The organism is Klebsiella sp. GG_Kp146, from assembly GCF_040061975.1.
Classification (GTDB): Bacteria; Pseudomonadota; Gammaproteobacteria; order Enterobacterales; family Enterobacteriaceae; genus Klebsiella; species Klebsiella quasipneumoniae.
Map to the genome: position 1 here is coordinate 96,682 of NZ_JBEAHA010000040.1, position 22,197 is coordinate 118,878.

A 22,197-nucleotide genomic window follows, 5' to 3' on the forward strand; every position below is an offset into this window, starting at 1 on the left:
ACGCAGTGTTTTACATCATAACCACATCGAACTGCTCTTGATTATAGAGCGGCTCAATTTGTACCTTCACCTGCTTGCCGACAAAGATCTCCACTTCCGCCAGCGCATGCGACTCTTCCCCTTTCAGGGTTTCCGCCACCGCAGGGGAAGCATAGACCAGGAAGCGATCGGAATCATAAGCATGATGCACGCGAACGATCTCACGCATAATCTCATAGCATACCGTTTCCACGGACTTTACCGTTCCGCGTCCGTGGCAGGTCGGGCATTCGTTGCACAGCACATGCTCCACGCTTTCGCGGGTGCGTTTACGGGTCATCTCCACCAGCCCCAACTGGGAGAAACCGTTGATGCTGGTCTTCACCCGGTCTTTACTGAGGGCCTGCTCCAGGGAGTGCAACACCCGCCGGCGATGGTCTTCATTGTTCATGTCGATGAAATCAATGATGATAATGCCGCCGAGATTACGCAAACGCAGCTGGCGGGCTATCGCCTGGGTGGCTTCGATATTGGTATTGAAGATAGTATCGTCAAGATTGCGGTGCCCAACAAACGCCCCGGTGTTGATATCGATGGTGGTCATTGCCTCGGTCTGGTCGATGATCAGATACCCCCCGGACTTGAGCTCGACTTTACGCTCCAGCGCGCGCTGAATTTCGTTCTCAACGTCAAAGAGATCGAATATCGGCTGACGGCCGCTGTAGTGTTCCAGCTTGCTGGTCATTTCCGGGATATATTCGGCGGTAAATTCGAGCAGCGCCTCGTAGGTCAGCCGCGAATCGACGCGAATCCGGTCGAGATGCGCGTCGGCAAAATCACGCAGCACGCGCTGAGCCAGGGCCAGCTCGCCGTACAGCTGATAGCGGGTCTGGTTGCGCTTTTTGCGCTCCATCACCTTGGTCCATACGCGCTTAAGATAGGCGGCATCGGCGGCCATCTCTTGCTCGTGAACGCCTTCCGCGGCGGTGCGAATGATAAATCCGCCCTGCTCGTCGCAGTACTCTGCCACGACCTTTTTCAGCCGCTCGCGCTCGGCTTCGCTTTCAATGCGCTGAGAGACCCCCACGTGGGAGGCGCCCGGCATAAAGACCAGATAGCGGGAAGGCAGGGTAATATCGGTGGTCAGACGCGCGCCTTTGGTACCGAGCGGATCTTTAACCACCTGGACCATCAGGTCCTGGCCCTGGCGCACCAGCTCCGAAATATCGCGCACGGTAAACTGCTTTTGCTCCTCACCGGCAACGCACTCGGTATGCGGCATGATATCGGAGGCGTGGAGGAACGCCGCCTTATCCAGACCAATATCTACAAAAGCCGCCTGCATTCCCGGCAGCACTCGGCTAACACGACCTTTGTAGATATTGCCTACTATTCCGCGTCGCGCTTCACGCTCAATATGGATTTCCTGCAGAATACCGCCATCAATATACGCAACGCGCGTTTCGGATGGCGTTACGTTCACTAATAATTCAGCCGTCATCTTTATCCCTTTTCTTTACGCAGTGAGTTAAAGTTACTGAGCAACTCATACGTTTCCACCAGCGGTAAGCCGACTACGGCGTGATAGCTGCCATTAATCTTCCTGACGAAACAGCCACCCAACCCTTGAATACCGTATGCACCTGCTTTATCTAAAGGCTCGCCGCTGGCCACATAATCGGCGATATCCTGCTCGCTGAGCGGCCGGAAGGTCACTTCCGTGACCACCAGACAATCCAGCGTCTGCTGCTTATCCGCCAGCGCCACCGCGGTCATGACCTGATGGGTTTGGCCGGAAAGCAGGCGCAGCATCGCTGCAGCGTGTTCGGCGTCGCGCGGTTTTTCCAGCACTTCGCCGTTCAAAATAACAATCGTATCCGCTCCCAAAACCGGCAAATCCCGCGATGCCAGCGCCACCCCGGCCTGCGCCTTTTCGCGCGCCAGGCGCACGACATAGTGCTGCGCGCTCTCCTGCGGCTGGCGCTGCTCCTCGATACCAGGAACCAGACGCTCGAACGCGAGACCAAGCTGAGTCAGCAGTTCCTGCCGACGCGGGGAACCAGAAGCAAGATACAGAGTTGTCATATCAACCTTATTGCACTGCAAATTGCTGACGCACTTTACGCATCAGCAGGAAGAGCCATGGCCAGAGGATACCGTTTACTACACTACTCCAGAATACTTCCGGACGGAAAGAGACGTTGATCACTAAAAACTCTGCCCAGAAAACAATGATATCCACGGCGAGGGATAACAGCATGACTACCAGCGCCTGTTGCCACAGCGCCAGGTTACGGAACAGCTGATACTTCAGCGCCACCAGATAGGCGACGATGCTTAAGGACAGCGCGCGAACGCCCAGCGTCGAGCCGCTGATGAGATCAAGAATAGCCCCCATCACGAAGCCCGTTCCCACATTCACCCGGTGCGGCAGCGCGAGGATCCAGTACAGCAGGATCAATAATACCCAGTTGGGCCGGAAAACGCTGATGTCCGCCGGCCAGGGCATAATTTGCAGCAATAGCGCGATAAGAAACGAGAGCCAGATAACCCAGCGTCCCTGGCTACGGTAACTTGCCACTATTGCCCCCCTGCAGGCTGCGACGGCTGAGACGGCGTCAGCCCGGTGGCGGGCGCCGGCATCTGCGGCCCCATCGCATCCGGCGCAGGCAACACCTGCGGCATCATCTGCATCAGGCGTTCGTTAGCCACCCGATGGACCTCTTCCGGGGTCATCGGGTTAGCGCCATTGCGATCGGCGCCCCACAGCAGCAGCAGATAGCGCAAACGCTGCAGACCGGCCGTCGGACGCGCCTGGATCACCGTGTAGGCGCGCTGGGTGTCCAGTTTCACTGAAGAGACAACCCCAACCGGGTACCCTTCCGGGAAACGACCGCCCAGACCGGAGGTCACCAGCACATCGCCGACGCGAATATCGGTATTTGCCGGCAGATGCTCAAGCTGGAGGTCGTCGGTGCAGCCGTTACCGGCGGCAATGACGCGAATATCGTTCCGCAGGACCTGGATTGGCAACGCATGGGTGGCATCACAGATCAGCAGTACCCGGCTGGTCATTTTCGCCACGGCTACGACCTGCCCCACCACGCCTTTATCACTGATAACCGGCTGGCCTTCGTAGACGCCGTTGACGCTGCCCTTATCGATAACCACCTGATCGCTGTAGGGGTCGTTGACCGTTGAGATGACCTGGGTCACCATTTTTTGCTCGTCCTGGCGCAGCGGCGAGCCAAGCAGTTCACGCAGGCGCGCATTCTCCTGCTTGTACTGGCCCAGCATCAGCAGATCGCTGTTTTTCAGCAACAGCTCCTGACGCAGCGCGCGGTTTTCCAGTTCGAGCTGGTCACGGGTAGCCAGCGTCTGCGATACGCTGTCGAGCAGTTCCCGGGGACCATTAGAGACAAAGTAGAAAGGGCTGACGGCTGTATCCATGTACGTTCTGATTTGACTGAACGTACCCAGGCGGCTGTCGGCGATAATCACGCCAAGCGCCACCAGCACCGCCAGAATAAGGCGAATCTGTAGCGAGGGGCCACGGCTAAAAATTGGCTTCATAGGCTATGCGTATTCTCGTGTCAGTAAAGACCAGGGGCAGCGCGGAAGCCACCCCGGACCTTCAGGCTGACTACTCTTCGCTAAACAGGTCGCCGCCGTGCATGTCGATCATTTCCAGCGCCTTGCCGCCGCCACGCGCTACGCAGGTCAGCGGATCTTCAGCAACCACGACTGGAATACCGGTTTCTTCCATTAACAGACGGTCCAGGTTGCGCAGCAGCGCACCACCGCCGGTGAGAACCATCCCGCGCTCGGAGATATCAGACGCCAGTTCCGGCGGGCACTGCTCAAGGGCAACCATGACCGCGCTCACGATGCCGGTCAGCGGCTCCTGCAGCGCTTCAAGAATTTCGTTTGAGTTCAGGGTGAAGCCGCGTGGAACGCCTTCCGCCAGGTTACGGCCGCGCACTTCAATTTCACGCACTTCATCGCCCGGGTAAGCCGAACCGATTTCATGTTTGATACGCTCAGCGGTCGCTTCACCGATCAGGGAGCCGTAGTTACGACGCACGTAATTGATGACGGCTTCGTCGAAGCGGTCGCCGCCGATACGCACGGAAGAAGAGTAAACCACGCCGTTCAGGGAGATAACCGCTACCTCAGTGGTACCGCCGCCGATATCCACCACCATGGAACCGGTCGCTTCAGAAACCGGCAGGCCAGCGCCGATCGCGGCCGCCATCGGTTCTTCAATCAGGAACACTTCGCGAGCGCCAGCGCCCTGCGCGGATTCACGGATAGCACGACGCTCAACCTGGGTGGCGCCAACCGGCACGCAGACCAGTACGCGCGGGCTCGGGCGCATAAAGCTGTTGCTGTGCACTTGTTTGATAAAGTGCTGCAGCATCTTTTCCGTCACGAAGAAGTCAGCGATAACGCCGTCCTTCATCGGGCGAATCGCCGCGATATTACCCGGGGTACGGCCGAGCATCTGCTTCGCTTCATGACCCACGGCGGCGACGCTTTTCGGCGATCCGGCACGATCCTGACGAATGGCCACCACGGAAGGCTCATTCAATACGATGCCTTGTCCTTTTACGTAAATAAGGGTATTCGCGGTACCCAGGTCAATGGACAGGTCATTGGAAAACATGCCACGAAATTTTTTTAACATACTAAGGGATAATCCTGAAAGCTGGGGCGGAAAACAAAATCCGCTTACTTTACCAACCACACGCAGCAGCGACAAGGCGCAAAAATCACCTGCTGCGGTGAAAATTAGTGCAGTTCATTTCCTTTGTTACAAATTTTTCCGACTCCGTTCATTGCTGAAATCTTCAGCAGCGCTCCACGCCTGAATTTGTAACCTGTCAAAGGAGGGTCACTGGCATTTACATTGCGATGATCCGGCAGGTAGACAAGCACACCCCCTTCACGATGGCGCGCGTTATTCTACGTGAAATCACGCTAAACGGCAGATCAAACCGAGTATCTTTGCGAATATTTTTTCACATTTGTGTCAAGTGGCTGTGAGGCGGCAAAAAATTCCCCCTGCCCGCCCGTGACACCGCATTGGGACAGTACCAGCCACTCGCTGCGGCTGCGTACGCCCGTCGCAAAAACTTGCATAGGCATGCCTTTACAGGCTTCCACCAGGCTTTGCACCAGCAGCTGGTTCTCGCTGCGCTTTTCGATGTTGCGCGCCAGGCCCGGATGCAGTTTGATCAGCTCCGCATCCAGCTGCTTGATCCAGCTGGTTCCCACCAGGGTTAACCCTGCCTGAACCACCGCCACCCGAACGCCAAGCGCGTTAACCAACCGCATAACCGGCTGCAGACGGCCGATATATTGACAAACATCTGCCTCAGCAAGTTCAAAAATAATCCGTTGACGCTGCGATTTTTCACACTGCATCAGAGCATCGCGCAGCCAGCGCTGGAAACGCGGACGGATCAGCGACTCCACCGACAGCTGCAGCGCCAGATTCTCCTCGGGCCAGAAGCCTAAAAACGGCAGCAGGCGCGTCACCTGCAGGCGGTCATACTCCTCCGCCAGGCCAAACTGCAGCACCATCGGCATGTACTCGGCGGCAATCACCTCTTCTTTACCGTCGTACATCCGCGACATCAGTTCACGGTGATGCACCCGACCGTCGCGGGTGACGGCGGGCTTCTGGTACAACCGCGGCCCGCCGCGGCTCAGCATCTGTTCGATCAGCGTCCGCCAGCGAACGTTGCCGCGGCCTTTCTCCGGAAGGGTATCGTCATAGACCGACCAGCTGTTGCTGCCCTGCAGCACCGCGTTGCGCGTTGCCGCTTCGGCATGTTCCATCACTTGCGCCGCCGATTGTCCGCTGCGGAAAGAACAGATGCCGATATGCATCATATCGTCACGATCGAGGATCCGCGTCGGAGGCAGCGCGTCCATGGCTTTCAGCAGCAGCCCGGCGATACTATCCGCCTCTTTTAACGTGCGGTGCGGCAGCAGCACGGCGAAGTCGCTACGGTGATAGCGCGCCAGCAGCGCGCCAGGGTAACGCATAATAAAGGTAGAGAGCAGGTTGATAAGCGTGAAGTAATGTTCTTCGGCCGCCGCCCGCCCCCAGTTGTCCCGTAGCAGATCAAACTCCGGTAGACGGATCATCATCACGATGCCGTACGCCCCCACCTTCTCCTGATCTTCCAGCAGTGTGGCCAGCTGATTGTCAAAAAACAGGCGATTATTCAGCCCGGTTTTAGAATCCTGTGCCGCATAGGAGCGAATCAGCGTATCCATCCGGCTGCGCTGATCGCTGGCAAACTGCAGCTCCGACAGCAGCATATCCAGCGCGCTACTGGTGCTGGCAGGCCATTCATAGACTGAGCCGCGCACCTGCGGCCCGCGCTCGCCGCTCAGGATACGCGTGGAACGAAGCTCAAGCAGCTCCTGACCCGCCAGCTGGCGGCGGATCCAGCGGACGGCGAAGAAAATAATCACCACCATGAAGCCGATGGAGATCGACAGCGGGGCGGTAATCGACAGCGAACGGAAATAGTTCACCATCGGGTCAACGTAGACCAGATGCAGAGAGAGACCGGGATGTTTCAACGACGGGACCGTGATCTCACGGAATTGCTCATGACTGCCAAGCGGGCGATAGCTGTCGGTTCGGGAGTGGCTGTAGAGCGGTTTACCGTTAAGCATGAAATCGATATGCACGATCTCTATCGGCGTCATCAGCTCATCCAGCTGCGGCTCAAGCATATCAAAAGAGGTAGTGATGAGCCGGTTATCCAGCATGGTCGCCACCGCCTGAACCCGGTTTTCGACCTTGTTCTCAATGCCGTTGTAAAAACTCAGCGAAGCGCCAATCAGCGTGACAAAGATGGTCAGGCTAGTTAGCAGCGTGATAAAGGCTGAGAACTTCGTCGTTAATCGCATCCCTGTGTTAACTCCGCGAGTGAATGACTGCCCGATGAACCATCAGGCTCCCGTGCCGGCGCGCGCCTTGACGCTAGCATTAACCTTTTAAAGCGCGACGCATACTATCAAAGATGGCGAGTCTGGCAATGGAATGCGTATTATCGGCGAAAGTATGCCGATAGCGAGTATAGTCGGCAGAAAAAATTTGCCAATCGCCGCCCGCCTGCGGCCTGCGCCAGAAGCGCTTTAATTTTAGACGCTGGATGGCAAACCCGCGCCAGCGGCGCACATTATTGCCGATTTTCCGTCCTGCCAGCCTCCCGTCCGCTTTTTTCCCTGCTAAAGATGCCGGGTCAGGCGCGGTAAAGGAAACGTCTTGCGCCACTTTCCGATGATTCCTGGACGACCGCGCCCCTGCTTCGGCGGCGGCTCATGCTCCTAATGTGCAATTTTTCGTGACATATTCGCGATTCATCGCCGCCTCCGTCATGCTTAAGGAAACGCATGACGGAGGACACCATGAAAAGAAAAAAATTGACGGAAGCCGACGTCACGGCCGAAACCGTTTTTATGCTCCAGCGGCGCCAGGTGCTGAAAATGCTGGGCATCAGCGCGACCGCCCTTTCGCTTCCCGCCGCCGCGCAGGCCGACCTGCTGGACTGGTTTAAAGGCCATGACCGTCCACCAGCCCCGGCGGGCAAAGCCCTGGACTTTGCTAAACCCGCTGAATGGCAGGCTAAGCTGACGCTTACCCCGGAAGATAAAGTCTCCGGCTACAATAACTTTTATGAATTCGGCCTCGATAAAGCCGATCCGGCGGCGAACGCGGGTAGCCTGCGCACCGATCCCTGGACATTGACCATCGGCGGTGAGGTGGCGAAGCCGCTGACTCTCGACCATGACGATCTGACCAAACGCTTCCCGCTGGAAGAGCGTATTTATCGTATGCGCTGCGTGGAAGCCTGGTCGATGGTGGTCCCCTGGGTCGGCTTCCCGCTGCATAAGCTGTTGGCGCTGGTGGAGCCCACCAGCAATGCGCGCTATGTGGCCTTCAAAACCCTCTATGCTCCGGATCAAATGCCCGGGCAGAAAGATCGGTTTATCGGCGGGGGGCTGGCTTACCCTTACGTGGAGGGGCTGCGGCTGGATGAAGCGATGCATCCGCTGACGCTGCTCACCGTCGGGGTGTATGGCAAAGCGCTGCCGCCGCAAAATGGCGCGCCGGTCCGCCTTACTGTGCCGTGGAAGTACGGTTTCAAAGGCATTAAATCCATCGTCAGCATTGAACTGACCCGCGAGCGGCCGCCGACCACCTGGAACCTGGCGGCACCGGACGAATACGGCTTCTTCGCCAACGTCAATCCGCACGTCGATCACCCCCGCTGGTCGCAGGCCAGCGAGCGGTTTATCGGCGCCGGCGGCGTACTCGATGTCAAGCGTCAGCCAACCCTGCTGTTTAACGGCTATGCCGACGAAGTGGCGTCGTTGTATCGCGGCATGAATCTGCGGGAGAACTTCTAGTGCGTTTCACCGTCAAACAGATCGCCTGGCTGAAGGTTTTACTTCATCTGGCGGGTTTTTTGCCGCTGGTCTGGCTATTCTGGGCCGGACATCAGGGCTACTTTAGCGCCGATCCGGCCAAGGATATCCAGCATTTTACCGGCAGGATGGCGCTGAAGTTTCTGCTGGCGACGCTGCTGGTCTCCCCGCTGGCGCGCTATGCGAAACAACCATTATTGATTCGCGTTCGTCGCCTGTTAGGTTTATGGTGTTTCGCCTGGGCGACGCTGCACCTGACCAGCTATACCCTGCTGGAGCTGGGCATTAACAATCTGGCGCTGCTGGGCTCGGAGATTATCAACCGCCCCTATCTGACGTTAGGCATGGTCAGCTGGGCGATCCTGCTGGCGCTGGCGGTGACGTCGACGCAGGCGATGCAGCGAAAACTGGGCCGCCGCTGGCAACTTTTACACAACTTCGTCTATCTGGTGGCGATCCTCGCGCCGATTCACTACCTGTGGTCAGTGAAGATCCTCTCGCCGCAGCCCATCATTTATGCCCTGCTGGCAGTGGCGCTGCTGGCATGGCGTTACAAGAAGTTCCGCCAGTGGTGGCGCTGAATCCCGTAATGTGCAGTTTCCCGCAGATCCTTTATCAACCGCGACTCTTTTTAAGATAGCGGTTGATAATCTTCCCTGATAAGACCAGTATTTAGCTGCCAATTGCTACGAAATCGTTATAATGTGCGACTTTGGCTTTCCTGACGGGGTTTTCTGACCCTGAAAAGGTGACAAGGGCGCATTGAAGGTATATGTTGTTTTTTACCCGAAAATGGCAGGAGATCGCCACACGATGGCAAAGAAGTTTCACATTTTGCTTTTGAATGGTCCAAACATTAACATGCTCGGTACCCGCGAGCCTGAGAAGTATGGTCCGCTCACGCTGGCGGAGATTGTTAACCATTTAACATCTGAAGCGGCGGCGCTGAATGTGAGCCTGGATCACCTGCAGTCCAACGCGGAGCATGCGTTAATCGACCGAATTCATCAGGCTAAAGACAACGTGGACTATATCCTGATTAATCCGGCCGCGTTCACGCATACCAGCGTAGCAATCCGTGACGCTTTGCTTGCCGTGAACATCCCGTTTATCGAGATTCACCTGAGCAATGTGCATGCACGCGAACCCTTCCGCCAGCATTCGTATCTGTCAGATGTCGCCGCTGGCGTCATCTGCGGACTGGGGGCGGACGGCTATTCATACGCTTTACAGACGGCGGTAAAACGCCTGTCACAATCACACTAAACAAAGAGTACGGAACCCACTCATGGATATTCGTAAGATTAAAAAACTGATCGAGCTGGTTGAAGAATCAGGTATCTCCGAACTGGAAATTTCTGAAGGCGAAGAGTCTGTTCGCATCAGCCGCTCTGCACCGGCCGCAAGCTATCCGGTTATGCAGCAGGCTTATGCTGCGCCGATGATGCAGCCTCAGGCACCTGCCGCCGCGGCTGCCGCGCCAGCTGCAGCAGCAGAAGCGCCGGCAAAAGCGGAAATCAGTGGTCACATCGTACGTTCCCCGATGGTTGGTACTTTCTATCGTACGCCAAGCCCGGACGCGAAAGCGTTTGTGGAAGTTGGCCAGAAAGTTAACGTGGGCGACACCCTGTGCATCGTCGAAGCGATGAAAATGATGAACCAGATCGAAGCCGACAAAGCCGGCGTGGTGAAAGCCATTCTGATCGAAAGCGGCCAACCGGTAGAATTCGACGAGCCGCTGGTAGTTATCGAGTAACGAGGCGAACATGCTGGATAAAATTGTCATCGCTAACCGTGGCGAGATCGCACTGCGCATCCTGCGTGCCTGTAAAGAACTGGGCATCAAGACCGTTGCTGTGCATTCCACCGCGGATCGCGATCTAAAACACGTATTGTTAGCGGATGAGACGGTCTGTATCGGTCCGGCTCCGTCCGTAAAAAGCTATCTGAACATCCCGGCTATCATCAGCGCCGCTGAGATCACCGGCGCGGTAGCGATTCACCCGGGGTATGGCTTCCTCTCCGAGAACGCCAACTTTGCTGAGCAGGTTGAGCGCTCCGGCTTTATCTTCATCGGCCCGAAAGCCGACACTATCCGCCTGATGGGCGACAAAGTGTCCGCGATCACCGCCATGAAAAAAGCCGGCGTCCCGACCGTACCCGGTTCTGACGGCCCGCTGACCGACGACATGGACGCTAACCGCGCCCATGCAAAACGCATCGGCTATCCGGTGATCATCAAGGCCTCCGGCGGCGGCGGCGGTCGCGGTATGCGCGTTGTGCGCAGCGACGCTGAACTGGCCCAGTCCATCTCCATGACCAAAGCGGAAGCCAAAGCGGCTTTCAACAACGATATGGTCTACATGGAGAAATACCTGGAAAACCCACGTCACATTGAAATTCAGGTACTGGCGGACGGTCAGGGCAACGCTATCTATCTGGCTGAACGTGACTGCTCCATGCAGCGTCGTCACCAGAAAGTGGTCGAAGAAGCGCCGGCGCCGGGCATCACTCCGGAACTGCGTCGCTACATCGGCGAGCGTTGCGCGAAAGCCTGTGTCGATATCGGCTACCGCGGGGCGGGTACCTTTGAGTTCCTGTTCGAAAACGGCGAGTTCTACTTCATTGAAATGAACACCCGTATCCAGGTAGAGCATCCGGTAACTGAAATGATCACCGGCGTTGACCTGATCAAAGAGCAGCTGCGTATCGCAGCCGGCCAGCCGCTGTCCATCAAGCAGGATGAAGTGGTGGTTCGCGGCCATGCGGTGGAATGCCGTATCAACGCCGAAGACCCGAACACCTTCCTGCCGAGCCCGGGTAAAATTACCCGTTTCCACGCGCCGGGCGGCTTTGGCGTGCGCTGGGAGTCCCATATTTACGCCGGCTACACCGTACCGCCGTACTATGACTCCATGATCGGCAAACTGATCTGCTACGGCGAAAGCCGTGACGTGGCGATTGCCCGCATGAAGAATGCGCTGCAGGAGCTGATCATCGATGGCATCAAGACCAACGTCGATCTGCAGATGCGCATTATGAGCGACGAGAACTTCCAGCATGGTGGCACCAACATCCACTATCTGGAGAAAAAACTCGGCTTGCAGGATAAATAATTCTGCTCTCTCAGCAAAAGGCCGGATTTTCCGGCCTTTTTTCTTTTTCTCTCTCCTCATCTATACCATGCGGTACAATCCCCGCTTTCTTTATCCTCAAGGGACAAAAAATGGACAAACGCTTTGTTCAGGCCCACAAAGAAGCGCGCTGGGCGCTGTGGCTGACCCTTCTCTATCTTGCCGCCTGGCTGGCCGCCGCCTATCTGCCGGGGGTGGCTATCGGTTTTACCGGCCTGCCCCACTGGTTTGAAATGGCCTGCCTGCTGGTTCCGCTGCTGTTTATTCTGCTGTGCTGGGCGATGGTCAAACTGGTTTTCCGCGACATTCCTCTGGAGGACGATGATGCAGTTTGAGGTCATTATTCCCCTGATCGCCTATCTGGTGGTGGTGTTCGGCTTATCCCTTTACGCCATGAGAAAACGCGCCTCAGGAAGCTTTCTTAATGAGTACTTTCTCGGCAGCCGCTCGATGGGCGGCTTCGTGCTGGCCATGACGCTAACCGCCACCTATATCAGCGCCAGCTCATTTATAGGCGGACCCGGCGCCGCCTATAAATACGGCCTGGGCTGGGTGCTGCTGGCGATGATCCAGCTCCCCGCCATCTGGCTGTCGCTGGGCGTACTGGGAAAAAAATTCGCCATCCTTGCGCGTCGTTACAATGCCGTCACCCTCAATGACATGCTGTTTGCGCGCTACCAGAGCCGTCTGCTGGTCTGGCTGGCCAGCCTGAGCCTGCTGGTAGCCTTCGTTGGCGCCATGACCGTCCAGTTTATTGGCGGCGCCCGCCTGCTGGAGACGGCTGCGGGTATTCCCTACGATACCGGTCTGCTGATCTTCGGCATCAGCATCGCGCTGTATACCGCCTATGGCGGCTTTCGCGCCAGCGTGCTCAACGACACCATGCAGGGCATGGTGATGCTGATCGGCACGATCGTGCTGCTGGTGGGGGTGATCCACGCCGCCGGCGGGATTAGCCATGCGGTAGAGACCCTGCAGTCGATCGACGTCAAGCTGGTGTCCCCGCAGGGGGCGGAAGATATCCTCTCGCCAACCTTTATGGCCTCGTTTTGGGTGCTGGTCTGCTTCGGCGTCATTGGCCTGCCGCATACCGCCGTACGCTGTATCTCCTACAAAGACAGCAAAGCCGTGCATCGCGGCATCATTATCGGCACTATCGTAGTGGCGATCCTGATGTTTGGCATGCACCTGGCCGGCGCGTTAGGGCGGGCGGTGATCCCCGACTTAACCGTACCGGATCTGGTGATCCCGACGCTGATGGTCAAAGTGCTCCCGCCCTTTGCGGCAGGGATCTTTCTGGCCGCGCCGATGGCGGCGATTATGTCGACGATCAATGCCCAGCTTCTGCAAAGTTCCGCTACGATCATCAAGGATCTGTATCTGAACTGGCGTCCGGATCAGGCGACAAACGAAAAGCGGCTAAAACGCATGTCCGCCGGCATCACGCTCCTGTTGGGTGTTCTGCTGCTGCTCGCGGCCTGGCGACCGCCGGAGATGATTATCTGGCTGAATCTGCTGGCCTTCGGCGGCCTGGAAGCCGTCTTCCTGTGGCCGCTGGTACTGGGCCTGTATTGGGAACGTGCCAACGCGGCTGGCGCGCTGAGCGCGATGATCGTGGGCGGCGTGCTGTATGCCGTACTTGCCACGCTGAAAGTGCAGTTTCTCGGCTTCCACCCGATCGTTCCCGCGCTGCTGCTGAGTTTACTGGCGTTTGTGGCAGGGAACCGTTTCGGCCGTCCCGCACCACAGCCACCTATTTTGACTACTGATAAATAAAGAGTTTTGCTATGCCATGGATCCAACTGAAACTAAATACCACCGGCGCGAACGCTGAAGATCTTAGCGATGCGCTGATGGAGGCCGGATCGGTCTCGATCACCTTCCAGGATACGCACGATACGCCGGTATTTGAGCCGTTGCCCGGGGAAACCCGGCTGTGGGGCGATACCGACGTGATCGGCCTGTTCGATGCCGAAACCGATATGAAAGCGGTCGTTGCCCAACTGGAGCAGCACCCGCTGCTGGGCGCCGGCTTCGCGCATAAGATCGAGCAGCTGGAAGATAAAGACTGGGAGCGGGAATGGATGGATAACTTCCATCCGATGCGTTTCGGTGAGCGGCTGTGGATCTGCCCGAGCTGGCGCGACGTTCCGGATGAAAATGCCGTCAACGTGATGCTCGATCCGGGTCTGGCCTTCGGTACCGGCACGCACCCGACGACATCCCTGTGCCTGCAGTGGCTCGATGGACTCGACCTCAACGGAAAAACGGTCATTGATTTTGGCTGCGGTTCCGGCATCCTGGCGATTGCCGCGCTGAAGCTGGGGGCCGCAAAAGCGATCGGCATTGATATCGACCCGCAGGCTATTCAGGCCAGCCGCGATAACGCGCAGCGTAACGGCGTCTCTGAGCGTCTGGAGCTCTATCTTCCTCAGGACCAGCCGGAGTCGATGAAAGCCGACGTCGTGGTCGCCAATATCCTGGCTGGCCCGTTACGTGAGCTGGCGCCGTTAATCAGCGTCCTGCCCGTTTCAGGCGGTTTGCTGGGGCTTTCCGGTATCCTTGCCAGCCAGGCGGAGAGCGTCTGTGAAGCCTACGCCGATCTCTTCACCCTTGACCCGGTGGTCGAGAAAGAGGAGTGGTGCCGGATCACCGGCCGGAAAAACTAAGCGCAATGCGGCCTGTGGGCCGCATTTTTGTTTCCAGTAGCCACCAAATAATGCCAGGAAATGAGAGGCAGATCGCACTACAGAGCACTTTTTTGGCTATAAAAACAGCGTTTTATATCGTCTGGTAGCGAGTTTTTCTAAGAAAAATCGAGAAGTTTTATGATTTTATAAATGGACACAAATTATCCATCAGCCATTAAATCAATGATTAATATAAGTATTTATTCATTCCTTTTACGTTAGTCCCGGATTCATTGATCTGCAACAGAGGATTGCTCAAAGTTTGGCCTTTCATCTCGTGCAAAAAATGCGTAATATACGCCGCCTTGCAGTCACAGTATGGTCATTTCTTAACTCATGCGCATCGGACACCACCAGCTCAGAAATCGCCTGATCGCAGCGCCCATGGCTGGCATTACTGACAGACCATTCCGGACGCTGTGCTACGAGATGGGAGCGGGTTTAACCGTTTCCGAGATGATGTCCTCTAACCCACAGGTGTGGGAGAGCGACAAGTCCCGTTTACGGATGGTGCATATTGATGAGCCCGGTATTCGTACCGTGCAAATCGCCGGTAGCGTGCCGGAAGAGATGGCTGCCGCCGCGCGGATTAACGTGGAAAGCGGCGCCCAGATTATTGATATCAATATGGGATGCCCGGCGAAAAAGGTGAATCGCAAGCTTGCAGGTTCAGCCCTCTTGCAGTACCCCGACCAGGTGAAGTCGATCCTGACGGCGGTCGTGAATGCGGTGGACGTTCCTGTGACTCTCAAGATTCGCACCGGTTGGGAACCGGAACACCGTAACTGCGTAGAGATTGCCCAACTGGCCGAAGAGTGTGGCATTCAGGCTCTGACTATTCACGGACGCACCCGCGCCTGCTTGTTTAACGGAGACGCTGAATACGACAGTATTCGGGCAGTTAAGCAGAAAGTTTCCATTCCGATTATCGCGAATGGCGACATTACTGACCCGCTTAAAGCCAGAGCTGTGCTCGACTATACAGGGGCTGATGCCCTGATGATAGGCCGTGCAGCTCAGGGAAGACCCTGGATCTTTCGGGAAATCCAGCATTATCTGGACACTGGAGAGCTGCTGCCCCCGCTGCCGCTGGCAGAGGTCAAGCGCTTGCTTTGTGCGCACGTTCGGGAATTGCATGACTTTTATGGTCAGGCAAAAGGGTACCGAATCGCGCGTAAACACGTCTCCTGGTATCTTCAGGAACATGCTCCAGATGACCAGTTTCGGCGCACATTCAACGCCATTGAGGATGCCAGCGAACAGCTGGAGGCGTTGGAGGCATACTTCGAAAATTTTGCGTAATAGAAATAAAGAGCTGACAGAACTATGTTCGAACAACGCGTAAATTCTGACGTACTGACCGTTTCTACCGTTAACTCTCAGGATCAGGTAACTCAAAAGCCCCTGCGTGACTCGGTTAAACAGGCACTGAAGAACTATTTTGCTCAACTGAACGGTCAGGATGTGAATGACCTGTATGAGCTGGTACTGGCTGAAGTTGAACAGCCCCTGTTGGACATGGTGATGCAATACACCCGTGGTAACCAGACCCGCGCTGCCCTGATGATGGGCATCAACCGCGGTACGCTGCGTAAAAAACTGAAAAAATACGGCATGAACTGATACTAGTCAGTTGCTTGCTTGATATAAAAGGCGCTCTTCGGCATGGGGAAGCGCCTTTTTTATTACCTGCGGCAGCGGGACACATTACTGATTCACCGCCCGCAGTACCGGCGTCTCCGATACACGAGCAGCACAGACTACCGCCATAATATTATCCACCAGCGCAGGCGCCTGCTGATAAAGATCGACGCGTTGCGGATCGAGCAGCCAGTTTTTAATTAGTCCGGAAAAGGCGCTGTGTAAAACAATTAATATCACTTCAATATTTGTTTCGGCTGGCAATATATTGTTACGCACACAGCACTGCAGCATGCCGCCGATGAGCGAATAATTAAAGCCAATGCGCTGGCGAATTTCATTTTCCGAAAGCATATCATTGGCAAACTCGCAGCGCTGATAAAGAATTTGCATCAGCGCGCGCTGGCGAGGATTCGCAGCAATATAGCGGAGCCCGGTAATAAACCGCTCGCGCAATGCATTTAAAGGCTCCTGTTCATTCTCTGTTGCGAGGCTATGCTGAATCAAATCCCTGAGCGGTGGCTGCTGCTGCCACATTTCATTAAACAGCTCGGTCTTACTGGCAAAATGCCAGTAGACGGCGCCGCGGGTCACTCCCGCCGCATCAGCAATATCCGTCAGGGTCGTGTTGGTCACCCCCCGCAGAGCGAACTGCTGGATCGCGGACTCAATCAGGAGCTGCCGCGTGCGTAGCGCCTCTTCTTTCGTTTTTCTTGCCATACAAGCCCCCTTCCCGCCGGACAGGATATTTAGGATTTTCTGAAGATCGCTTAACCTAACATTTGTCATGGAATATTTTTTAGCAAAAATGCAGACAAGTTAATTCTGACGCCATCGTCAAATAAATTACCCAAATCAATATTAATAAATAACTCATTCACGGAATTGATGTCTATTTATTAAGATTTACAATTAAGGTAAACAGAATAAAAAGGCTGCGCGCTTTTTTGTTTTTGCGTGCCTTGCTGATTGTCCCAAAATAACTATCCCTTACATCCAGCGGCGTTTATTTGTAGGATGGCAAACTGCTTTTTAATTCCCTCTTTCTTTCACAGATTCGCCGCCGAATTTGGCACGTAATCTATAAGGAACCGCCATGACTACTCACGCCAGAGTGACACTTTTATCCGGTTTAATTATCTCGGCCTTATTGCTTACCGGCTGCGATAATTCGGACAATCCGCAACCCCATGCCCAAGCGCCGCAGGTGACGGTCCATGTCGTGAACAGCGCGCCGCTGTCGGTCACCACCGAACTGCCAGGCCGAACTTCAGCTTTTCGCGTGGCGGAAGTCCGCCCTCAGGTAAGCGGTATTATCCTGAAGCGTAACTTTGTTGAAGGAAGCGATGTCGAAGCAGGCCAGTCGCTCTATCAGATCGATCCGGCAACCTACCAGGCGGCGTGGAACAGCGCCAAGGGCGATGAAGCAAAAGCCGAAGCCGCAGCCGCCATCGCCCACTTGACGGTGAAACGCTACGTTCCGCTGCTGGGTACCCAGTATATCAGTCAACAGGAATACGATCAGGCGGTAGCCACCGCCCGCCAGGCCGATGCCGACGTCATCGCAACCAAAGCCTCCGTGGAAAGCGCCCGCATCAACCTGGCCTACACCAAAGTGACCTCTCCCATTAGCGGACGCATCGGTAAATCGAGCGTCACCGAGGGGGCATTGGTTACCAACGGTCAGTCGGATGCCCTGGCCACCGTCCAGCAGCTCGATCCGATCTACGTCGACGTGACGGAATCCAGCAATGACTTCATGCGCCTTAAGCAGGAAAGCCTGCAACGCGGCGGCGACACCAAAAGCGTTGAACTGCTGATGGAGAACGGCCAGGCCTATCCGCTTAAGGGTTCGCTGCAGTTCTCCGACGTCACTGTCGATGAAAGTACAGGTTCAATTACCCTGCGCGCTATCTTCCCTAACCCGCAGCATGTCCTGCTGCCGGGGATGTTCGTCCGCGCCCGCATCGATGAAGGCACCGATCCTCAGGCCATCCTGGTGCCGCAGCAGGGGGTGACTCGAACGCCGCGGGGCGATGCCTCCGTCATGCTGGTGAATGACAAAAATCAGGTTGAACCCCGTCAAGTGGTGGCTTCCCAGGCCGTGGGCGATAAGTGGCTTATCACCAGCGGGCTGAAGCCGGGCGATAAGGTGATTGTCAGCGGCTTACAGAAAGTCCGTCCCGGCGTCACCGTTAAAGCAGAAGTGGAGCGTGCGGCACCGGTCGCGCAATAAGGATACCCAGCCATGTCTAAGTTTTTTATCCATCGACCGGTCTTTGCCTGGGTGCTGGCCATCATCATGATGATTGCCGGCGGTCTGGCCATTCTCCAGCTGCCGATAGCGCAGTATCCGACGATTGCGCCCCCTGCGGTGGCGATCTCCGCCACCTATCCCGGTGCGGATGCTCAGACCGTGCAGGACACGGTCACTCAGGTTATTGAGCAGAACATGAACGGTATCGACAACCTGATGTATATGTCGTCGACCAGCGATTCCGCCGGCTCAGTAACCATCACGCTTACCTTTAAGTCCGGCACCGATCCGGATATCGCCCAGGTGCAGGTGCAAAACAAACTGCAGCTGGCCACCCCGCTGCTGCCTCAGGAAGTCCAGCAGCAGGGAATTAGCGTAGAGAAGTCCAGCAGCAGCTTCCTGCTGGTGGCCGGCTTTATCTCTGATAACCCGGTCACTACCCAAGACGATATTTCCGACTATGTCGCCTCTAATGTTAAAGATCCCATCAGCCGACTCAACGGTGTGGGCGATGTCCAGCTGTTTGGCGCACAGTACGCCATGCGCATCTGGCTGGATGGCAACCTGCTGAACAAATACAACCTGACGCCAGTGGATGTCATTAATGCGCTGCAGGTTCAGAACGATCAGATCGCCGCCGGCCAGCTGGGCGGTACGCCAGCGCTAAAAGGCCAGCAGTTGAACGCGTCGATCATTGCCCAGACGCGGCTTAAAGATCCGCAGGAGTTTGGCAAGGTCACGCTGCGGGTCAATGCCGATGGCTCTGTCGTCCATCTGAAAGATGTCGCCCGCATTGAGCTGGGCGGAGAGAACTACAACGTCGTCGCCAGAATTAACGGTAAGCCCGCCTCTGGTCTGGGTATTAAGCTTGCGACCGGCGCCAACGCGCTGGATACCGCCACTGCGATTAAAGCGAAGCTAGCCGAACTGCAGCCTTACTTCCCCCAGGGAATGAAGGTGGTCTATCCGTACGATACGACCCCTTTCGTTAAAATCTCTATTCACGAAGTGGTCAAAACGCTATTTGAAGCGATTATTCTCGTCTTCCTTGTCATGTATCTGTTCCTGCAGAACATGCGCGCAACGCTCATTCCGACCATTGCCGTGCCCGTCGTGCTGTTGGGCACCTTCGCCGTACTGTCGATGTTTGGCTACTCCATTAACACCCTGACGATGTTTGGTATGGTGCTGGCGATAGGTCTGCTGGTCGATGACGCCATTGTGGTGGTGGAAAACGTCGAACGTGTGATGGTTGAGGAGAAGCTCTCGCCAAAAGAAGCGACGGAAAAGTCGATGTCGCAGATCCAGGGGGCGCTGGTGGGTATCGCCATGGTGCTCTCTGCGGTTTTCGTGCCGATGGCCTTCTTCGGCGGTTCCACCGGCGCGATTTATCGCCAGTTTTCGATCACCATCGTTTCCGCCATGGCGCTCTCCGTGCTGGTTGCCCTGGTGCTGACGCCAGCGCTCTGCGCCACGTTGTTGAAGCCAGCCTCAGCTGAACACCATGAGAAAAAAGGATTTTTCGGCTGGTTTAACGCCCGTTTTGACCAGAGCGTTAACCACTACACCAACAGCGTCAGCGGTATTTTGCGTGGAACCGGCCGTTACCTGGTGATCTATCTGCTGATCGTCGTGGGAATGGCCGTGCTGTTTATGCATCTTCCGACATCCTTTCTACCCGATGAAGACCAGGGGGTCTTCCTGACCATGATCCAGCTGCCTTCCGGCGCTACACAGGAGCGGACACAGAAAGTGCTGGATACCGTGACCGACTACTATCTGCATAACGAGAAGGCTAACGTCGAAAGCGTCTTTACCGTTAACGGCTTCAGCTTCAGCGGCCAGGGACAAAACTCCGGCATGGCGTTTGTCAGCCTGAAACCATGGGAAGCACGCAGCGGTGATAAAAACAGCGTGGAGTCCATCATCAAGCGAGCCACCGTGGCCTTCAGCCAGATCAAAGACGCCATGGTTTTCCCGTTCAACATGCCTGCCATTATTGAGCTGGGTACCGCCACCGGCTTCGACTTTGAGCTGATCGACCAGGGCGGGCTAGGCCATACTGCCCTGACGCAGGCGCGCAATCAACTGCTGGGCATGGTGAAACAGCATCCGGATCAGCTGGTACGGGTACGGCCTAATGGGCTGGAAGATACGCCGCAGTTCAAACTGGATGTCGACCAGGAAAAAGCGCAGGCGCTGGGCGTATCGCTCTCCGATATCAATGAAACGATATCCGCTGCGCTGGGCGGGTACTACGTCAATGACTTTATTGACCGTGGTCGCGTCAAGAAAGTGTACGTCCAGGCTGATGCCCATTTCCGTATGCTGCCGAGCGACATTAACAATATGTATGTTCGTAGCGCCAATGGCGAAATGGTCCCGTTCTCCGCCTTCGTCACTTCGCGCTGGATTTATGGCTCGCCGCGTCTGGAACGCTACAACGGTTTACCCTCCATGGAAATCCTCGGTGAAGCTTCGCCGGGCAAGAGTACCGGGGAAGCCATGGCGCTGATGGAAGCGCTGGCCAGTAAACTGCCGAGCGGTATTGGTTACGACTGGACCGGGATGTCTTACCAGGAACGCCTTTCCGGCAACCAGGCTCCCGCGCTCTATGCCATCTCGCTGATCGTCGTCTTCCTGTGCCTGGCGGCGCTGTATGAGAGCTGGTCGATTCCGTTCTCAGTCATGCTAGTGGTTCCGCTGGGGGTGATCGGCGCGCTGTTAGCCGCCACGCTGCGTGGGCTGAATAATGACGTTTACTTCCAGGTAGGCCTTCTGACCACGATCGGTTTGTCGGCGAAGAACGCGATCCTGATCGTCGAATTCGCCAAGGATCTGATGGAGAAAGAAGGGAAAGGGATCATTGAAGCAACCCTGGAGGCATCGCGGATGCGCCTGCGACCCATTCTGATGACCTCTCTGGCTTTTATTCTCGGGGTCATGCCGCTGGTGATTAGCCATGGTGCCGGCAGCGGGGCGCAGAATGCGGTGGGTACCGGCGTCATGGGCGGGATGCTAACCGCGACACTGCTGGCGATCTTCTTTGTTCCGGTCTTCTTTGTGGTCGTCAGACGACGTTTTACCCGGCACGCTGAATAACCCGGCCTGGTATTAAAGGCGCCCCTGCGGGCGCTTTTTTTTCGCCTGGTATATGAGCAACCACTACAGCTTACCGCTATCTGACAACCGCTATCGCGCGCGGCAGCGATGGGATACGATCGTTCTCTCCATCTTTTCTGCATATTCCCCTGCTTATCTTCACGATATTTACGTGGCTCATATATTGAGATGATTTCGGCATCCGGGCCGGACAATCCGCGGTGATAAAATAAGCCATTCCGTTCTGCACTGGCTCTCAGTACAACCCTGCGGATTATCCAGAGGTAATATCATGAAAAAGTATTTAATCGTGGCGCTGCTGGCCTCTCTGCTGGCAGGCTGTGCCCATGACTCTCCCTGCGTACCGGTGTATGACTCGCAAGGCCGCTTAGTACACACCAATACCTGTATGAAAGGCACAACAGAAGACAACTGGGACACCGCAGGCGCGATCGCCGGGGGCGCCGCCGCGGTAGCCGGCCTCACGTTAGGGATCGTCGCGCTGACCCGCTAATTCTCCCCCGACCAGCAGATACAGGGGCTAGCGTCGAACCTGTATCTGCTCTTCTGCGCATCATCCACATGACAACCGAACAAACAAACTCACTGTCCCTTGCTGCATTACGCGCAAATCGGCTTTGACGGGTTTCCCCCTGGCGGCAGGACTGCTTATCGACAGATAACACAAAAGCAGAAGGCCCAGTCTTTCGACTGGGCCTTCTGCTTTATTTGATGCCTGGCGATTCCCTACTCTCACATGGGGAGACCCCACACTACCATCGGCGCTACGACGTTTCACTTCTGAGTTCGGCATGGGGTCAGGTGGGACCGCCGCGCTATTGTCGCCAGGCAAATTCTTTACAACGTGCCGAACTTTAACCTAAAAAGTGGTGCTGATACCCAGAGTCGAACTGGGGACCTCACCCTTACCAAGGGTGCG

The 22,197-nt window shown here is 56.1% G+C and carries 20 protein-coding genes, 1 rRNA gene and 1 pseudogene; 13 read left to right on the forward strand and 9 right to left on the reverse strand.

The annotated features are described in order from the left end of the window. Nucleotides 1-10: 10 nt before the first annotated feature. The 7 genes from rng to ABLU95_RS23405 form a co-directional block, all read right to left on the reverse strand. On the reverse strand, nucleotides 11-1,480 hold the full coding sequence (rng, locus tag ABLU95_RS23375; RefSeq protein WP_004206239.1) for a ribonuclease G: 1,470 nt from the start codon (nucleotides 1,478-1,480) through the stop codon (nucleotides 11-13). A 2-nt stretch (nucleotides 1,481-1,482) separates the two neighbouring features. Beyond that, nucleotides 1,483-2,064 (reverse strand): nucleoside triphosphate pyrophosphatase, encoded by a 582-nt coding sequence (locus ABLU95_RS23380; RefSeq protein ID WP_023291155.1) that lies wholly within the window; start codon nucleotides 2,062-2,064, stop codon nucleotides 1,483-1,485. A gap of 7 nt (nucleotides 2,065-2,071) precedes the next feature. Beyond that, on the reverse strand, nucleotides 2,072-2,560 hold the full coding sequence (mreD, locus tag ABLU95_RS23385) for a rod shape-determining protein MreD (RefSeq protein WP_002918648.1): 489 nt from the start codon (nucleotides 2,558-2,560) through the stop codon (nucleotides 2,072-2,074). Continuing rightward, a complete protein-coding gene (gene mreC / locus ABLU95_RS23390) occupies nucleotides 2,560-3,552 on the reverse strand; it encodes a rod shape-determining protein MreC (RefSeq protein ID WP_004206242.1) in 993 nt (330 codons plus the stop codon). The genes mreD and mreC overlap by 1 nt, the downstream gene beginning before the upstream one ends. Nucleotides 3,553-3,622: 70 nt before the next feature. Then, nucleotides 3,623-4,666, reverse strand: coding sequence for a rod shape-determining protein MreB (gene mreB / locus ABLU95_RS23395; RefSeq protein WP_002918653.1), 1,044 nt, complete (start codon nucleotides 4,664-4,666; stop codon nucleotides 3,623-3,625). 305 nt (nucleotides 4,667-4,971) lie between these two features. Beyond that, nucleotides 4,972-6,912, reverse strand: coding sequence for an RNase E specificity factor CsrD (gene csrD, locus ABLU95_RS23400; protein WP_243805797.1), 1,941 nt, complete (start codon nucleotides 6,910-6,912; stop codon nucleotides 4,972-4,974). Between the two features lie 79 nt (nucleotides 6,913-6,991). Then, nucleotides 6,992-7,183 (reverse strand): hypothetical protein, encoded by a 192-nt coding sequence (locus ABLU95_RS23405; protein WP_032429221.1) that lies wholly within the window; start codon nucleotides 7,181-7,183, stop codon nucleotides 6,992-6,994. Nucleotides 7,184-7,413: 230 nt separating this feature from the next. Between ABLU95_RS23405 and msrP the strand changes: the two genes are divergently transcribed. The 10 genes and pseudogenes from msrP to fis all read left to right on the forward strand — a co-directional run bounded on the left by msrP (nucleotide 7,414) and on the right by fis (nucleotide 15,880). After that, nucleotides 7,414-8,415 carry a protein-methionine-sulfoxide reductase catalytic subunit MsrP gene (gene msrP, locus ABLU95_RS23410; RefSeq protein WP_243805795.1) on the forward strand — a complete coding sequence of 334 codons (1,002 nt, stop codon included), beginning with the start codon at nucleotides 7,414-7,416 and terminating at the stop codon, nucleotides 8,413-8,415. Then, on the forward strand, nucleotides 8,415-9,014 hold the full coding sequence (msrQ, locus tag ABLU95_RS23415; RefSeq protein WP_023291158.1) for a protein-methionine-sulfoxide reductase heme-binding subunit MsrQ: 600 nt from the start codon (nucleotides 8,415-8,417) through the stop codon (nucleotides 9,012-9,014). Before msrP ends, msrQ begins: the two co-directional genes overlap by 1 nt. A gap of 232 nt (nucleotides 9,015-9,246) precedes the next feature. Beyond that, nucleotides 9,247-9,699 carry a type II 3-dehydroquinate dehydratase gene (gene aroQ, locus ABLU95_RS23420; protein WP_023291159.1) on the forward strand — a complete coding sequence of 151 codons (453 nt, stop codon included), beginning with the start codon at nucleotides 9,247-9,249 and terminating at the stop codon, nucleotides 9,697-9,699. Between the two features lie 22 nt (nucleotides 9,700-9,721). After that, nucleotides 9,722-10,189 (forward strand): acetyl-CoA carboxylase biotin carboxyl carrier protein, encoded by a 468-nt coding sequence (gene accB, locus ABLU95_RS23425; RefSeq protein WP_004206250.1) that lies wholly within the window; start codon nucleotides 9,722-9,724, stop codon nucleotides 10,187-10,189. A gap of 10 nt (nucleotides 10,190-10,199) precedes the next feature. Further along, nucleotides 10,200-11,549, forward strand: coding sequence for an acetyl-CoA carboxylase biotin carboxylase subunit (gene accC, locus ABLU95_RS23430; RefSeq protein WP_218810550.1), 1,350 nt, complete (start codon nucleotides 10,200-10,202; stop codon nucleotides 11,547-11,549). A gap of 110 nt (nucleotides 11,550-11,659) precedes the next feature. After that, on the forward strand, nucleotides 11,660-11,902 hold the full coding sequence (locus ABLU95_RS23435; RefSeq protein ID WP_004206253.1) for a DUF997 family protein: 243 nt from the start codon (nucleotides 11,660-11,662) through the stop codon (nucleotides 11,900-11,902). Next, nucleotides 11,892-13,343, forward strand: a complete 1,452-nt coding sequence (gene panF, locus ABLU95_RS23440) for a sodium/pantothenate symporter (RefSeq protein ID WP_087777188.1) — start codon at nucleotides 11,892-11,894, stop codon at nucleotides 13,341-13,343. Before ABLU95_RS23435 ends, panF begins: the two co-directional genes overlap by 11 nt. 11 nt (nucleotides 13,344-13,354) lie before the next feature. Beyond that, a complete protein-coding gene (prmA, locus tag ABLU95_RS23445; RefSeq protein WP_004144971.1) occupies nucleotides 13,355-14,236 on the forward strand; it encodes a 50S ribosomal protein L11 methyltransferase in 882 nt (293 codons plus the stop codon). 357 nt (nucleotides 14,237-14,593) lie between these two features. Continuing rightward, nucleotides 14,594-15,602 (forward strand): annotated as a pseudogene (dusB, locus tag ABLU95_RS23450) (tRNA dihydrouridine synthase DusB). After that, on the forward strand, nucleotides 15,584-15,880 hold the full coding sequence (fis, locus tag ABLU95_RS23455; RefSeq protein WP_000462905.1) for a DNA-binding transcriptional regulator Fis: 297 nt from the start codon (nucleotides 15,584-15,586) through the stop codon (nucleotides 15,878-15,880). The pseudogene dusB and the gene fis overlap by 19 nt, the downstream one beginning before the upstream one ends. An 84-nt stretch (nucleotides 15,881-15,964) precedes the next feature. Here the strand turns inward: fis and envR are convergent, their stop codons facing one another. Then, nucleotides 15,965-16,618: an acrEF/envCD operon transcriptional regulator gene (gene envR, locus ABLU95_RS23460; RefSeq protein ID WP_023291162.1), complete on the reverse strand. Its 654-nt coding sequence runs from the start codon at nucleotides 16,616-16,618 to the stop codon at nucleotides 15,965-15,967. A 376-nt stretch (nucleotides 16,619-16,994) separates the two neighbouring features. On the opposite strand from envR, the gene ABLU95_RS23465 reads away from it, so the two are divergent. From ABLU95_RS23465 to ABLU95_RS23475, 3 genes are all read left to right on the forward strand, one after another. After that, on the forward strand, nucleotides 16,995-18,134 hold the full coding sequence (locus ABLU95_RS23465; RefSeq protein ID WP_348880434.1) for an efflux RND transporter periplasmic adaptor subunit: 1,140 nt from the start codon (nucleotides 16,995-16,997) through the stop codon (nucleotides 18,132-18,134). Between the two features lie 12 nt (nucleotides 18,135-18,146). Next, a complete protein-coding gene (locus ABLU95_RS23470) occupies nucleotides 18,147-21,257 on the forward strand; it encodes an efflux RND transporter permease subunit (RefSeq protein ID WP_218810549.1) in 3,111 nt (1,036 codons plus the stop codon). A gap of 292 nt (nucleotides 21,258-21,549) precedes the next feature. Next, nucleotides 21,550-21,771, forward strand: a complete 222-nt coding sequence (locus ABLU95_RS23475; RefSeq protein WP_004206262.1) for a membrane protein — start codon at nucleotides 21,550-21,552, stop codon at nucleotides 21,769-21,771. 220 nt (nucleotides 21,772-21,991) lie between these two features. Here the strand turns inward: ABLU95_RS23475 and rrf are convergent. After that, nucleotides 21,992-22,107 (reverse strand): 5S ribosomal RNA (gene rrf / locus ABLU95_RS23480). Between the last annotated feature and the right edge of the window lie 90 nt (nucleotides 22,108-22,197).

Excerpts from the sequence above, each read along its gene's own strand:
- accB (WP_004206250.1), top strand. The coding sequence starts at position 9,722 with ATGGATATTCGTAAGATTAAAAAACTGATCGAGCTGGTTGAAGAATCA.
- csrD (WP_243805797.1), bottom strand. The coding sequence starts at position 6,912 with ATGCGATTAACGACGAAGTTCTCAGCCTTTATCACGCTGCTAACTAGC.
- mreB (WP_002918653.1), bottom strand. The coding sequence starts at position 4,666 with ATGTTAAAAAAATTTCGTGGCATGTTTTCCAATGACCTGTCCATTGAC.
- panF (WP_087777188.1), top strand. The coding sequence starts at position 11,892 with ATGCAGTTTGAGGTCATTATTCCCCTGATCGCCTATCTGGTGGTGGTG.
- ABLU95_RS23465 (WP_348880434.1), top strand. The coding sequence starts at position 16,995 with ATGACTACTCACGCCAGAGTGACACTTTTATCCGGTTTAATTATCTCG.
- accC (WP_218810550.1), top strand. The coding sequence starts at position 10,200 with ATGCTGGATAAAATTGTCATCGCTAACCGTGGCGAGATCGCACTGCGC.
- ABLU95_RS23475 (WP_004206262.1), top strand. The coding sequence starts at position 21,550 with ATGAAAAAGTATTTAATCGTGGCGCTGCTGGCCTCTCTGCTGGCAGGC.
- fis (WP_000462905.1), top strand. The coding sequence starts at position 15,584 with ATGTTCGAACAACGCGTAAATTCTGACGTACTGACCGTTTCTACCGTT.
- rng (WP_004206239.1), bottom strand. The coding sequence starts at position 1,480 with ATGACGGCTGAATTATTAGTGAACGTAACGCCATCCGAAACGCGCGTT.
- ABLU95_RS23435 (WP_004206253.1), top strand. The coding sequence starts at position 11,660 with ATGGACAAACGCTTTGTTCAGGCCCACAAAGAAGCGCGCTGGGCGCTG.
- ABLU95_RS23380 (WP_023291155.1), bottom strand. The coding sequence starts at position 2,064 with ATGACAACTCTGTATCTTGCTTCTGGTTCCCCGCGTCGGCAGGAACTG.
- envR (WP_023291162.1), bottom strand. The coding sequence starts at position 16,618 with ATGGCAAGAAAAACGAAAGAAGAGGCGCTACGCACGCGGCAGCTCCTG.
- mreC (WP_004206242.1), bottom strand. The coding sequence starts at position 3,552 with ATGAAGCCAATTTTTAGCCGTGGCCCCTCGCTACAGATTCGCCTTATT.
- prmA (WP_004144971.1), top strand. The coding sequence starts at position 13,355 with ATGCCATGGATCCAACTGAAACTAAATACCACCGGCGCGAACGCTGAA.
- ABLU95_RS23470 (WP_218810549.1), top strand. The coding sequence starts at position 18,147 with ATGTCTAAGTTTTTTATCCATCGACCGGTCTTTGCCTGGGTGCTGGCC.
- msrP (WP_243805795.1), top strand. The coding sequence starts at position 7,414 with ATGAAAAGAAAAAAATTGACGGAAGCCGACGTCACGGCCGAAACCGTT.
- aroQ (WP_023291159.1), top strand. The coding sequence starts at position 9,247 with ATGGCAAAGAAGTTTCACATTTTGCTTTTGAATGGTCCAAACATTAAC.